Origin of the sequence: Ensifer sp. MJa1 (assembly GCF_037026475.1) — a bacterium.
In the GTDB taxonomy this organism is placed as follows: Bacteria; Pseudomonadota; Alphaproteobacteria; order Rhizobiales; family Rhizobiaceae; genus Ensifer.
In genome coordinates, this window is the sequence record NZ_JAKUMO010000015.1 from 120,469 (window position 1) to 132,266 (window position 11,798).

The window sequence follows — 11,798 nt, forward strand, 5'->3', positions numbered from 1 at the left end:
CCAACAGAAAACAATGAAATCAGCGATTTGGCGAGTACGTAACAGTAACGCGAGGTAACAAGAGACGAAGAGCGACATGCGGTTTTGCTCCGAAAACGCATTCGCACCTCATCGCAGACGTCGTGATCGCCTTGTTCGTCCGATGCGTGCCACAAGACGCGCATCGTCCTCGGCTCGCCTGCGTCAGAGGCCGAGATCGCTCTTGATGGCACAGGTGGCGATGAAGGTCGGCACGAACCTGTCGATCAGGAACCGGGGCGATGGCTGCCAATCTTCGTGAAAGCCTGTCAGTACGAAGCCAGCCCGCAATTGCCCGTCGATCTGCGCGGCAAGGCTGTGACCGAACACGAGCGCCTCGCCTCGATCGACCTTGGCCTGCACCACCTCGGCAGCGAGATGGTCGGCTTCGACGAAGGGAAGCGGATGGGCCGGCCGCAGGCGGTCAATCTCGGAGACGGCGACTTCGAGGCGGATCGCCGTGACCAGGCGTCGCATCGTTCTGCGTTCGACCGCTTCAACCCGGGAACGAATATCCGGCAGCCCTGGTCCGTTATCACGCTGCGTGTGATTTCAACCGCTTGAGAAGCGGACGCAATCGCGTAAAGTTGGTCGATTGCAGCCTGGGGTTTACGCCGGGCGCAGGCTGGGGGGCAGCGCTTGATCTTATTGTTGCAAGGCATGAAACACATCCGGGTCCGGCCGGCACGTACGGCAAAGCGCGTCGGCACGACGGCCTGTTTATCAATCGGACATGAGCCCGCATGATCCGCGACCTGATGGCCAAGCTGGCTTCCGTCGCCATCATGATGTTTGCTCGTGCGCTGACTGCCGCACGCGCCATCTGGCATGAGACCGGCCTGCCACCGAGGCAGAGCATCTACTTCGCCAATCATTCCAGCCACGGCGACTTCGTGCTGATCTGGGCGGTGCTGCCACCCTGGCTTCGGGAACGCGCGCGGCCGGTTGCCGGCGCCGAATACTGGCTGAAGTCGAAGCTCACCACCTTCATCGGCCGTGATGTCTTCGACGCGCTGTTGATCGAACGCGATCCGGCCGCCCGTACCCAGGACCCCGTCGATCAGATGGCGACCGCCCTTGGCGACGGCTCGTCGCTGATCCTGTTCCCCGAGGGGACACGCAACCAGACCGAGGCGCGGCTGCTCCCCTTCAAGAGCGGGCTTTATCACCTCGCCTGCCGACGGCCGGACGTGGCGCTGGTCCCCGTCTGGATCAACAATCTCAACCGGGTCATGCCGAAGGGAGAATTTGTGCCGATCCCGCTCGTCTGTACCGTAACCTTCGGCGAACCGATGCACCTTAGGGCGCAGGAGACCAAGGACGAGTTCATCGCCCGCACCGAAGCTGCCCTGCTTGGCCTTGCGCCTTCGTCAACGGACAACGATGCATGAGTACCGCCACCCTCGACATGCTCAGACTGCTTCTCGGCGTCGGCGGCATCCTCGTCCTGGCCTCAAGCGTGGGCTACGTGCTCAAGCAAAAGCTCTCTGCCGATGGATCGAACGGCGCGATCGAAAACCTGAACGCGCGCATCAAGGCGTGGTGGGCCATGGTAGTGCTGATCGCACTCGCCTTCGTCGCCGGCCGGGTCGGCGTGCTGCTGCTGTTTGCCTTCTGCTCGTTCGCGGCACTTCGCGAGTTCATCACCCTCATCAACACCCGTCGCGGCGATCACTGGGCCATCGCCGCCGCCTTCTTCGTCGTGCTACCGATCAACTACTTCCTGCTCTGGGCCGAAGAGTACGGCATCTATTCGATCTTCGTGCCGGTCTACGCCTTCCTGCTGATGCCGATCATCGCGGTGCTGCGCGGCGACCCGCGCGACTTTCTGCTCAGGATCTCCGAAGTGCAATGGGCGCTGATGATCTGCGTCTTCTGCGCCTCGCACGTGCCGGCGCTCTTGACACTGCAGATCCCCGGCTATGACGGGCGCAACGTGCTGTTGATCGCCTTCCTGGTGATCGTCGTCCAGTCGAGCGACGTGCTGCAATATATCTGGGGCAAGCTTTTCGGGAAGACCAAGATCGCGCCGACGCTTTCGCCGTCGAAGACGGTTGAAGGCTTCGTTGGCGGGGTGGCAAGCGCAACGCTGCTCGGCGCGTCTCTGTGGTGGATCACCCCGTTCACGCCGGTCCAGGCGGCGCTGATGTCGTTCATCATCACCATGATGGGTTTCTTCGGCGGGCTGGTGATGTCGGCGATCAAACGGGACCGCGGAGTGAAGGATTGGGGCCACCTGATCGAGGGGCACGGCGGCCTGATCGATCGACTTGATTCGGTCGTCTTTTCCGCGCCGATCTTCTTCCACCTTACCCGTTACTGGTGGTCGCTGACATGAGCGCCAGGCTGCGCGCACTCGCCGGCCGAGGTGCCGTGCATGTCGCCTTCGCCTTCATCGCCATGGGCGGCTGGGCCTTTTTCGCCAACCGGCTGCACCCGATGCCACGACCGATTGTCGCCGCCGGTGTGCAGGGCACGATCTCGGCGCTGCTGGCGCTTTACCTCAAGACGATGATCGACGCGCTCTCGCGCCGGTTTCACGGCGTCTCGAAACTGGTATTGCCGCCGGTAATCGCCTGCCTCGGCTCATCCGCCGTGTTGGTCACGATCCATGCCGCCAGCGGCACGCCGGAGATCCTGAAAACGATCGCGCTGCCGCTCGCGGTGTCGACCAGCTACGCGGCGCTTTACAACTATGCGATCAGCCGAGGAGATCAGGCATGAGCGAGACCGGTGACCGCAGGCCGCTGGCAAGCCGCAACACCCGTTGGGCGCAGGCGATCGCACGCCGCTTGGCGTCGATGAACGTCACGCCCAACCGGATTTCGCAGGCGAGCATGCTGGCAGCAGCCTTTGCCGGGCTCGCCTTCTGGCTGGCCGGCGAGGCGCAGGACGGTTGGCGCGCCGGCCTGTTCATCGCGGCCGCACTCTTTTGCCAGCTCCGCCTGCTCTGCAATCTCTTCGACGGCATGGTCGCGGTGGAGGGTGGCAAGGGCGAGGCCGACGGCCCGTTCTGGAACGAGTTTCCGGACCGCATCGCCGACATCTTCATTTTCACCGGCGCCGGTTTCGCTATCGGCGCCCCGGCGCTTGGATTTGCCGCAGCCAGCTTTGCCGTGCTGACCGCCTATGTGCGCGAACTCGGCCGAGCCAATGGCGCACCGAGCGATTTCTCCGGCCCGATGGCCAAGCAGCATCGCATGGCGACCATGACCGCGGCAGCACTCGTGTCAGCCTTCGAGGGCCTCTGGCTGGGTGACGGGGAAGTTCTCTGGATCGCCCTGCTCCTGGTTATGATCGGTGCCGCCCTGACGGCGCTTTTGCGCGCCCGGCGTCAAATCGCCTGGCTGAAGCAAAAGGCCACCCGCGAAAGCTGACGGCCCAAGCCGCGAATACACCCTGCATAAGCAACGCCGACCGGCGCGATAAATGCGCGCGTCGGACCTTGACGTTGTGCGGTATTAATAATTAGATTGATTACTCGGTTTATTAAATATCACGAGCGAATACACCCGAAAAAACACGGCCGCCACAGCCCCCCGCACTGGAGGGACGAGTGCGGGCTTACCAAAAGAAACATTCCAAATCAGACAATTATGGCGCGATCTTCAGTCGCCTTCCGTTACGGAGTTCAATCATGAACACCCAGGAACGCATCGACGATGTCGACGCACTGCGCGGTTTTGCCCTGCTCGGTATCCTGCTCGTCAACACCATGGCTTTTGCCTCTGCCTTCTACGGCCTTGAGATCCCCGACCCTGCCTTCAACGGCCTTGTCGATCGCGTCGTTCACCTCGTCGTCGCGCTGTTCTTCGAGATGAAATTCTATCTCCTGTTCTCGTTCCTGTTCGGCTACAGCTTCACTCTGCAGATGCGCTCTGCCGAGAGGTCCGGTGAGGCCTTCGTGCCAAGGCTCCTGCGGCGCCAGGCGGGTCTGTGGCTGATCGGCATTGCCCATGCGACCCTGCTGTTCCACGGCGACATTCTCACGACCTATGCGGTGCTTGGCATCATGCTCTTGATGCTGCGCAACCGCAGCGACGCCGCCCTCTGGCGCCTGGCGACGTGGCTGGTGGTTCTCGTCGCCATCGCCTGGGGCGCACTCGGTGTCGTCGCGACCCTGGAGCCAACGTCGCTTGATCGCCCTGCCATCCTTGCTGCCGCCGAGGCAACCGAGCTTGCCTTTCGCGGCGATTGGCAGGCGATCATCGGACAGCACCTGACAGAGCTTTCGTCGGTCTGGGTGATCCTCGGTCTGCTACAGGCGCCCTCGGCACTCGCCATGTTCGTACTTGGCCTGATTGCCGGACGTCACAAGACGCTGGCGCGACCGCGGGAGAACCAACTGCTGTTCCAACGCCTCATCCGCGCCGGCCTCTGGATCGGCCTGCCCGGCGCGATCATCTACGCCTATACCAGCGTCGAGATGATCGATTCTCCCGTCGCGATCATCGGGCTTTCTGTCGGCCTGATTACAGGACCGTTCCTCACCGGCGCCTATGTCGGCGGCATGATGCTTTTCTTCGGAACGAGGATCGGCCAACGCCTGCGCAGCCTGCTGGCACCTGCCGGGCGCACGGCGCTGTCCAACTACCTGATGCAATCTCTCATCGCCGCGCTGATCTTTCACGGTTACGGCCTGGGCCTGATCGGCCGCGTGTCGCCGCTCGCAACGGCGCTCATCGCACTCAGCATCTTCACGGCACAGCTTTTCATCAGCCGCTGGTGGATGGCCCGCTTCGCCTATGGGCCACTCGAGTGGGTACTGCGCTTGATCACCATCTGGCGTGCGCCGCAATGGCGCAAGCCCGTCGGGGCGCGCTGAAAGGCGGCACACCTCAAGCGGAATGCGAGACATCCGCGAAAACAAAAAGGCCGGTCGCGGGACCGGCCTTTTACGAGAGAGCTCTCGTGTCTTAGACGAGGCGCGACTGTTCGAGCGCCGCCTCGATGAAGCTTGCAAACAGCGGATGCGGATCGAGCGGCCGCGACTTCAGTTCGGGATGGTACTGGACGCCGATGAACCACGGATGATCGGGATACTCGACCGTTTCCGGCAGGACACCATCCGGCGACATGCCGGAGAAGACCAGGCCGCAGGATTCAAGCCGATCCTTGTAGTCGACGTTGACTTCGTAGCGGTGGCGATGGCGCTCGGAAATCTCGGTCGAACCGTAGATATCGGCAATCTTGGTGTTGCCCTTGAGCGCTGCGCGATAGGCGCCGAGGCGCATCGTGCCACCGAGATTGCCCGAGGCCGAACGCTTCTCGAGTTCGTTGCCCTTCACCCATTCGGTCATCAGGCCGACAACCGGTTCCTTGGTCGGGCCGAATTCGGTCGACGAGGCCTTCTCGATGCCAGCGAGATTGCGGGCCGCTTCCACGACCGCCATCTGCATGCCGAAGCAGATGCCGAAATAAGGCACCTTGCGCTCGCGGGCAAAGCGCGCCGCATTGATCTTGCCCTCGGAGCCACGCTCACCGAAGCCACCGGGAACGAGGATGCCGTGCACCTTCTCGAGGTAGGGTGCCGGGTCTTCCTTCTCGAAGACTTCCGATTCGATCCACTCGAGCTTGACCTTGACCCGGTTAGCAATGCCACCGTGGTAAAGCGCTTCGATCAGCGACTTGTAGGCGTCCTTCAGGCCCGTGTACTTGCCGACGATCGCGATCGTGACTTCGCCTTCCGGCGTGCGGATGCGATCAGCAACACGCTCCCAGGCTTCCATGCGCGGCTTCGGCGCCGGCTCGATGCCGAAAGCGGCCAGCACTTCGTTGTCGAGGCCTTCCTTGTGGTAGGCGATCGGAACGTCGTAGATCGAGGCAACATCGAGCGCCTGGATGACCGCCGACTGGCGGACGTTGCAGAACAGCGAGAGCTTGCGACGCTCGGCTTCCGGGATTTCGCGATCAGCGCGAACAAGCAGGATGTCGGGATGAATGCCGAGCGCCTGCAGTTCCTTGACCGAGTGCTGCGTCGGCTTGGTCTTCAGTTCGCCGGCGGCCGGAATATAGGGCATCAGCGTCAGATGGACGTAGACGGCGGTGCCGCGCGGCAGATCGTTGCCGAGCTGGCGGATCGCTTCCATGAACGGCATGGCTTCGATGTCGCCGACGGTGCCGCCGATTTCGCAGAGCACGAAATCATAGTCGTCGTTGCCTTCGGTAACGAAGTTCTTGATCTCGTTGGTAACATGCGGGATCACCTGAACGGTCGCGCCGAGATAGTCGCCGCGGCGTTCCTTGTCGATGATGTTCTTGTAGATCCGGCCGGTGGTGATGTTGTCGGTCTTCGTCGCCGAACGCCCGGTGAAGCGTTCGTAGTGGCCGAGATCGAGATCGGTCTCCGCGCCATCGTCAGTTACGAAAACCTCGCCGTGCTGGGTCGGGCTCATGGTGCCCGGATCAACGTTGAGGTAGGGGTCGAGCTTGCGCAGTCTCACCCGGTAGCCACGCGCCTGCAGCAGTGCTCCGAGAGCCGCTGCAGCGATGCCTTTTCCGAGGGAGGAAACCACGCCGCCAGTGATGAATACATATCGCGCCATGGGAGTCACCGGATACCTTTTAACAAACGATTCCGCCACCGAAAAATTCATGTTCCAGAACTTTTCGTCTTTGGATGGAGGCAGATTTCACACAAAACAAAACCGGCGGATGAAACCATCCGCCGGCGGGTTCTTTAGAATTGCGACCTTATTGGCCGCTGGGAACTTGTGATCCCGTATTGGTGTTGGCGCCAGCGGCGGGGGTCTGCGTGGCGGCACCGCCAGCAGGCGCTTCGCCTGATGTTGCCGGAGCCGTCGAGGGGACACCATTGCCGGTCGCGGCACCGTTGCCGGTCGCCGGCTGCTGCTGCGTGGCGCCACCGGCCGGAGCCGGGGTGTTGCCGCCGAGCGAATCGAGGACGCCGCCGCCGTTCGAGCTGGTGCCCGGAATGCGGTCGAGAATGTCGGTCGCCTGCGGCTGGTAGCGCGCCAGGATGCCCATTGCGAGCGCCAGGACAAAGAACAGTGCCGCCAGGATCGCGGTCGTGCGCGTCAGTGCATTGGCCGTACCGCGCGCGGACATGAAGCCCGAGCCGCCGCCGATACCAAGGCCGCCGCCTTCGGAACGCTGAATGAGAACGACGCCGATCAGGGCGACGACCACCATGAGATAGATGACGAGTAGTACGGTCTGCATCAGCTTCCAGTCCTGCCCTTTGGGCACACGAATCAAACCATGCGCAAACTCGGCATGGCCGGGCGCAATTTTCGCGCCTCTTTATACCAAGCCGTGCGCCATTCCAAGCCCCTGCCCGCTGGCGTGGGCGATCAGGCCGTCAATTCTTCATATGCCCGGTAGATGGCGAGGAAGTCCTCGGCTTTCAAGCTCGCGCCACCGATCAATGCGCCGTCGACATTGGCGACGCCCATCAATTCCTTCGCATTGGATGGCTTGACCGAGCCGCCGTAGAGGATGCGCATCTTGGCTCCGGCGTCTGCAAAGCGCGAAACGAGTTCCTTGCGCATGAAGGCATGGGCTTCCTCGACGTCGGCTGCAGTCGGCGTCAGGCCCGTGCCGATCGCCCAGACGGGTTCGTACGCGATGACGGTGTTTTCAGCAGTCGCCGCATCCGGCAGGCTTTCGGCCAGTTGGCGCTTCAGGACATCCAGCGTCTTGCCAGACTTCCGCTCGTCACCGGTCTCGCCAATGCAGACGATGGCCACGAGTTCGGCGGCGTGGGCGGCTTCCGTCTTCGCGCGCACCAGCGCGTCGTTTTCGGCGTGATCGGTGCGGCGCTCGGAATGGCCAACGATGACGTGGGTGCCGAAGCAATCGGCGATCATTTCGGCGGAAACGTCGCCGGTGTGGGCACCCGACTGCTTCTGGTGGCAGTCCTGCGCGCCGATCATCAGCGGGCTGTCGTCGCAAAGCGCGGTTGCAACGTAAAGCAGGGTCGCTGGCGGGCAGATCAGCGTTTCGACCTTGGCGGAGAGTTCGCCCTTCACGCCTTCAGCCATCGCCTTGATCTGGTCGAGCGAGGCGCGGGTTCCGTTCATCTTCCAGTTGCCGGCGACGAGCGGGCGGATTTCGGGCGTCATGCAGTTTCCTCCGGGTCTTATGCTTTTCTCCGGAAGCGGCCTAGCAAATGCCGCCGGCAAATAAAAGCACCGCGGGCTATTATTCCGTGGCGACGAGGCAGGTTGCCTTGCCCGCACAAGCGGTTGCGATCCATAGCAACCGGGGGGCAGGGTGCTTCCTCATCGACGGTTCCCAAGCTCCGTTCGCTGCCGCCACAGGACGGTCTAGCTCTCGCTAGGACTTCTCCGCGACAATCGCATACATCAAGGGCAAGCTTGGCATTGTTTCGGGCGGGCCCATGCGCCGACCGCCGAGTTCGCGCATGGCCTGAAAGCCGATCCAACCATTGGCATAGGGATACTCCGTCAGCCGCTCGATCCTCAGACCGGCATCAATGAGCGCCTGGACCACATCGGCGATACCCCAGTTGAACTCGAGCGACGGGTGGGGATTGGTGAAGCCGACGACGCCCTCGTGGTAGCCGCCAACCGCGAGGTTGGAACCGGCATCCGCAACATAATCGCCGATACCGGCTTCGGCGACCGGTTCCCTAGGCGCATAGTCGTAGTGCGGCTTCCAGGTCGCATCGAAGATCATCGCGAAGGGGTGGAACTCGATGAAGGCAAAACGCCCACCGGGCTTCAGCACGCCGGCAATGCCGCGCGCCCAGACGCCGAGGTCCGACAGCCAGCAGATGGTGCCGTAAGACGCAAGGACGCGATCGAAACGGCGTCCGGCCACCCGTGCTTCCTCAAACCAGGAAAACAGGTCCGCCCGCTCGAAGGTGGCTCGAATGCCGCTTTCGGCTGAAAGCCGCGTGGCAAAGGCTATCGCCTCGTCTGAAATATCGACGCCCGTGACGCTTGCCCCAAGACGGGCGAGGCTCAGGCTATCCTGGCCGGAATTGCATTGGAGATGGAGGAGGTCGAGCCCTGCCAGATCGCCGAGCAACTCCACTTCCTCTGGATAAAGCGTCGAACCGCCGGCGCGGAAAAACGCAGCCTGATCGCCCTTGTGGCTGTTGTGGGCGACAGTTGCCGCATTCCAGGAGAGGCGATTGGCTTCGTGCATATCGTTACGCATGGTCCTACTCACAAAAAGGTCCTGTCGGAAGGCGGGGAACGATAGCCCATGCCTGCGCCATTCTAAAATCTCAGCACCGCTTCGAGTTCGCCGTCGTAGTGATCCGCTGTCGGGTCGAATCCGAGCCCGCGATAAAAGCCCTCAGGGCTGCCAGGACCCTGTCCGTAATTCGTGTAGACCTCGCCAAGGCCGCGCGCCTTCTAATCGCGAACGACAAGAGCGATAGCCTGTTTGCCAAAGCCCCTGCCCTGGAACGGGCGGGCAATCATGAAGCGCCAGAGGTAGACACCGGGGCAATCGATGCCGTCGTCCCAGTCGGACCCTTCGTGCAGCATGATGAAACCGACAAGCATCTCATCCGCATAGATCGCCCGAAACCAGGCATTCTCCGAAAAATGCGCCTCGGCGATCGATGTTCCGTTGTCCGCCACCATGTTGCGCTGCTCGTTGCTCAACGTCTCGCTGAGTTCGCAGACATCGCAGACGGTCAGCGCCGAGATGCGCCTGAAGGTAACCTCTGCGACAGACGTGAGCACAGCCTCATTCATTGGAAACTCCTAAAAACCAAATCATGAAAAAGGAAACCAGGCCAGGATGGCCGGCATCGAACCACCAGCAACAGGGGTGGACGCCAGATTGACTAAAACCATGGCGAGAAAATGCGCCGAGCGGACGCGGATCGCTCCAGCCCAGAACGACGCCGGAATTCCGGCTCGTCGCAAAAGGTCTTTGCTTTACTTCAAGCGATCCGCAGTCGGCGATGCATCGCCGTTTCCCCGCCCGGCTATCGCCGCCTGAACCTCCGGCTCCAGGTCGGCGTCGAACTGCTCGAAGATTGCGTCCCCGATCAAATGATGGACGTCGCGCAGATAGGGCACGGCCGCCTCGCCTTCGCCGAGCGCCAGGTAAGCGCGCGCGATCGAAAGCGACGACAGCGGCTGGTTCCGCTCCAGCGTCCATTCCCGCGAAATCATCGACACCGTGATGCTCTCGCGGTAGTGGCCAGCGTCGCACAACGCCGCGCCATAACCGCTCTTTACCCAGTAATACATGTCGAGAAAGGCCAGATGCGCATCGGCGATCTCTGATGCCTGGCGCCAGGCATCGACGGCTTCTGCCAGCTTGCCTTCGGTCCCCAGGCGGATGCCTGCGCGGGCGTGTTCATAGGCCTCTCGTTCATGCGGGCTCATCGGTGTTGTTTTCTTTTTTGTCATGTGCGCCAGCCCACTCCTCCCGGGAACAACTCCTCCGTGTTCCTTCTACCACAAGTGGACCATAGCCTGCCGCCATCAACAAGATCACCGGGCAATTTTAAGGTATTATCGGCGAATAAAAACCACCGCTCATGGGTCTCACCCCGGTAGCCAAACCGACAGGACCGGGGCCGGCACCAAGGAACTGAACATGTTGCGCAATGACAGGGCTGGCTTCGGATGGATTGCCATCTCCCTCCATTGGACCGTCGCAGGTCTCATTCTGGCGTTGCTGGCCCTTGGCTTTGTCATGCGCCGGGTGCCGATCGACCCCGCGCTGCAGTTCTCGCTCTACCAATGGCACAAGTCGGTTGGTTTCACCGCATTGGGCCTAGCAGCCGTCCGGACCGTCTGGCACGTAATCGAGCGGCAGCCCGAGCCACCGCAAGATCTCAACGCGCTTGAACGGCGTGCGGCCGGGTTCACCCATATCCTGCTCTTGGTGCTTGCGCTCGCGGTGCCGCTCGCCGGCTGGTGTGTGGCATCGACCTCGACGCTCAACATTCCGAGCTTCTATTTCAACTGGTTTGTCATACCGCACCTGCCGATGATGAAATCGGCACCCGCTGAGGCGTTTTGGACGCTCGTCCACATGACGCTCGCCTATCTTCTGCTGGCCTTCGTCGCGCTACATGCGTCGGCGGCCCTTTACCACCACTTCGCGCGCCACGACGACGTCCTTGCTCGCATGCTGTCTGCCGGTTCCAGCCGTCGTCACCGCTCCCATGCGACGGCTGCAGATCCGATGATTGCTGGAAGGAAAGAACCATGACCTTGCGCTTGCATCCATCACCGAAGGCAATTGCACTGGCCGTACTGGCGGCCATGCTCGGCGCGCCGCCGCTTGCGACTGCTGCCGCGCCAGACCTCGCAGACGCCGCCGGCAACTATGGCATTACCTCTGCCTCCCGGATCCATTTCACGGTGGCCCAGGCTGGCGGAGGCGGAGGAATCGTCGGTGACTTCGGCAAGTTTTCCGGCAACTTCCGCATCGATCGCAACAATATCGACCGGTCATCTGTCGAATTCACACTCTATCCGGACAGCGTGAAGACCGGGGAGAAACGGGTGGAGGATTTCTTGAAGTCCAGCGCCGTCTTCGATACCTCAACCTACAGCACCGTCACCTTCCGCTCGACGGCTGTCCGGCAGACCGGGCCCGCCACGGCGGCAGTGGAAGGGACGTTGACGGCGCGCGGCACGTCACGCACGGAACGCTTCTCGGTGACGCTGCTCGACTGGAAGAGCGGCTCGATCGCCTTCAACATCCGCGGCAGCATTCATCGCTCGCCCTACGGCATGGATGTTGGAACTCCGATCTATTCCAACGTCGTGGAGTTCGACATGAACATCAAAGGGCAAAGGCGTTGAACGCCCCTG

The 11,798-nt window shown here is 62.0% G+C and carries 14 protein-coding genes; 7 read left to right on the forward strand and 7 right to left on the reverse strand.

The annotated features are described in order from the left end of the window. Positions 1–183: 183 nt before the first annotated feature. Positions 184–495 (reverse strand): hypothetical protein, encoded by a 312-nt coding sequence (locus MKZ91_RS20065; protein ID WP_336172841.1) that lies wholly within the window; start codon positions 493–495, stop codon positions 184–186. Positions 496–764: 269 nt separating this feature from the next. Here MKZ91_RS20065 and MKZ91_RS20070 point away from each other — a divergent pair, with 269 nt between their 5' ends. The 5 genes from MKZ91_RS20070 (at position 765) to MKZ91_RS20090 (ending at position 4,843) form a co-directional block, all read left to right on the forward strand. After that, the gene (locus MKZ91_RS20070; RefSeq protein ID WP_442892319.1) at positions 765–1,409 is read left to right on the forward strand and encodes a lysophospholipid acyltransferase family protein; all 645 of its coding nucleotides are present in this window, start codon (positions 765–767) and stop codon (positions 1,407–1,409) included. Further along, positions 1,406–2,356 (forward strand): phosphatidate cytidylyltransferase, encoded by a 951-nt coding sequence (locus MKZ91_RS20075; protein WP_336172843.1) that lies wholly within the window; start codon positions 1,406–1,408, stop codon positions 2,354–2,356. The genes MKZ91_RS20070 and MKZ91_RS20075 overlap by 4 nt, the downstream gene beginning before the upstream one ends. Beyond that, entirely contained in the window at positions 2,353–2,742 is a 390-nt protein-coding gene (locus MKZ91_RS20080; protein WP_336172844.1) for a hypothetical protein, read from the forward strand. The genes MKZ91_RS20075 and MKZ91_RS20080 overlap by 4 nt, the downstream gene beginning before the upstream one ends. Next, the gene (locus MKZ91_RS20085; RefSeq protein ID WP_336172845.1) at positions 2,739–3,395 is read left to right on the forward strand and encodes a CDP-alcohol phosphatidyltransferase family protein; all 657 of its coding nucleotides are present in this window, start codon (positions 2,739–2,741) and stop codon (positions 3,393–3,395) included. The genes MKZ91_RS20080 and MKZ91_RS20085 overlap by 4 nt, the downstream gene beginning before the upstream one ends. A 260-nt stretch (positions 3,396–3,655) precedes the next feature. After that, positions 3,656–4,843 carry a DUF418 domain-containing protein gene (locus MKZ91_RS20090; RefSeq protein ID WP_336172846.1) on the forward strand — a complete coding sequence of 396 codons (1,188 nt, stop codon included), beginning with the start codon at positions 3,656–3,658 and terminating at the stop codon, positions 4,841–4,843. 91 nt (positions 4,844–4,934) lie between these two features. On the opposite strand, the gene MKZ91_RS20095 is transcribed toward MKZ91_RS20090, so the two are convergent. The 6 genes from MKZ91_RS20095 to MKZ91_RS20120 all read right to left on the reverse strand — a co-directional run bounded on the left by MKZ91_RS20095 (position 4,935) and on the right by MKZ91_RS20120 (position 10,379). Further along, entirely contained in the window at positions 4,935–6,572 is a 1,638-nt protein-coding gene (locus MKZ91_RS20095) for a CTP synthase (protein ID WP_336172847.1), read from the reverse strand. 139 nt (positions 6,573–6,711) lie between these two features. Next, positions 6,712–7,200: a preprotein translocase subunit SecG gene (secG, locus tag MKZ91_RS20100; RefSeq protein WP_336172848.1), complete on the reverse strand. Its 489-nt coding sequence runs from the start codon at positions 7,198–7,200 to the stop codon at positions 6,712–6,714. A 131-nt stretch (positions 7,201–7,331) separates the two neighbouring features. Continuing rightward, on the reverse strand, positions 7,332–8,102 hold the full coding sequence (tpiA, locus tag MKZ91_RS20105) for a triose-phosphate isomerase (protein WP_336172849.1): 771 nt from the start codon (positions 8,100–8,102) through the stop codon (positions 7,332–7,334). A gap of 214 nt (positions 8,103–8,316) precedes the next feature. Beyond that, a complete protein-coding gene (locus tag MKZ91_RS20110) occupies positions 8,317–9,165 on the reverse strand; it encodes a class I SAM-dependent methyltransferase (protein ID WP_336172850.1) in 849 nt (282 codons plus the stop codon). Positions 9,166–9,365: 200 nt separating this feature from the next. Next, positions 9,366–9,713, reverse strand: coding sequence for a GNAT family N-acetyltransferase (locus tag MKZ91_RS20115; RefSeq protein WP_336172851.1), 348 nt, complete (start codon positions 9,711–9,713; stop codon positions 9,366–9,368). A 186-nt stretch (positions 9,714–9,899) separates the two neighbouring features. After that, on the reverse strand, positions 9,900–10,379 hold the full coding sequence (locus tag MKZ91_RS20120) for a hypothetical protein (RefSeq protein WP_336172852.1): 480 nt from the start codon (positions 10,377–10,379) through the stop codon (positions 9,900–9,902). A gap of 190 nt (positions 10,380–10,569) precedes the next feature. On the opposite strand from MKZ91_RS20120, the gene MKZ91_RS20125 reads away from it, so the two are divergent. Continuing rightward, on the forward strand, positions 10,570–11,190 hold the full coding sequence (locus tag MKZ91_RS20125; protein ID WP_336172853.1) for a cytochrome b: 621 nt from the start codon (positions 10,570–10,572) through the stop codon (positions 11,188–11,190). Continuing rightward, positions 11,187–11,789, forward strand: coding sequence for a YceI family protein (locus MKZ91_RS20130; RefSeq protein ID WP_336172854.1), 603 nt, complete (start codon positions 11,187–11,189; stop codon positions 11,787–11,789). Before MKZ91_RS20125 ends, MKZ91_RS20130 begins: the two co-directional genes overlap by 4 nt. The last annotated feature ends 9 nt before the right edge of the window (positions 11,790–11,798 follow it).

Coding starts and splice junctions, on each gene's coding strand:
- secG (WP_336172848.1), bottom strand. CDS start 7,200: ATGCAGACCGTACTACTCGTCATCTATCTCATGGTGGTCGTCGCCCTG.
- MKZ91_RS20130 (WP_336172854.1), top strand. CDS start 11,187: ATGACCTTGCGCTTGCATCCATCACCGAAGGCAATTGCACTGGCCGTA.
- MKZ91_RS20120 (WP_336172852.1), bottom strand. CDS start 10,379: ATGACAAAAAAGAAAACAACACCGATGAGCCCGCATGAACGAGAGGCC.
- MKZ91_RS20085 (WP_336172845.1), top strand. CDS start 2,739: ATGAGCGAGACCGGTGACCGCAGGCCGCTGGCAAGCCGCAACACCCGT.
- MKZ91_RS20075 (WP_336172843.1), top strand. CDS start 1,406: ATGAGTACCGCCACCCTCGACATGCTCAGACTGCTTCTCGGCGTCGGC.
- MKZ91_RS20115 (WP_336172851.1), bottom strand. CDS start 9,713: ATGAATGAGGCTGTGCTCACGTCTGTCGCAGAGGTTACCTTCAGGCGC.
- MKZ91_RS20065 (WP_336172841.1), bottom strand. CDS start 495: ATGCGACGCCTGGTCACGGCGATCCGCCTCGAAGTCGCCGTCTCCGAG.
- MKZ91_RS20090 (WP_336172846.1), top strand. CDS start 3,656: ATGAACACCCAGGAACGCATCGACGATGTCGACGCACTGCGCGGTTTT.
- MKZ91_RS20080 (WP_336172844.1), top strand. CDS start 2,353: ATGAGCGCCAGGCTGCGCGCACTCGCCGGCCGAGGTGCCGTGCATGTC.
- MKZ91_RS20125 (WP_336172853.1), top strand. CDS start 10,570: ATGTTGCGCAATGACAGGGCTGGCTTCGGATGGATTGCCATCTCCCTC.
- MKZ91_RS20110 (WP_336172850.1), bottom strand. CDS start 9,165: ATGCGTAACGATATGCACGAAGCCAATCGCCTCTCCTGGAATGCGGCA.
- tpiA (WP_336172849.1), bottom strand. CDS start 8,102: ATGACGCCCGAAATCCGCCCGCTCGTCGCCGGCAACTGGAAGATGAAC.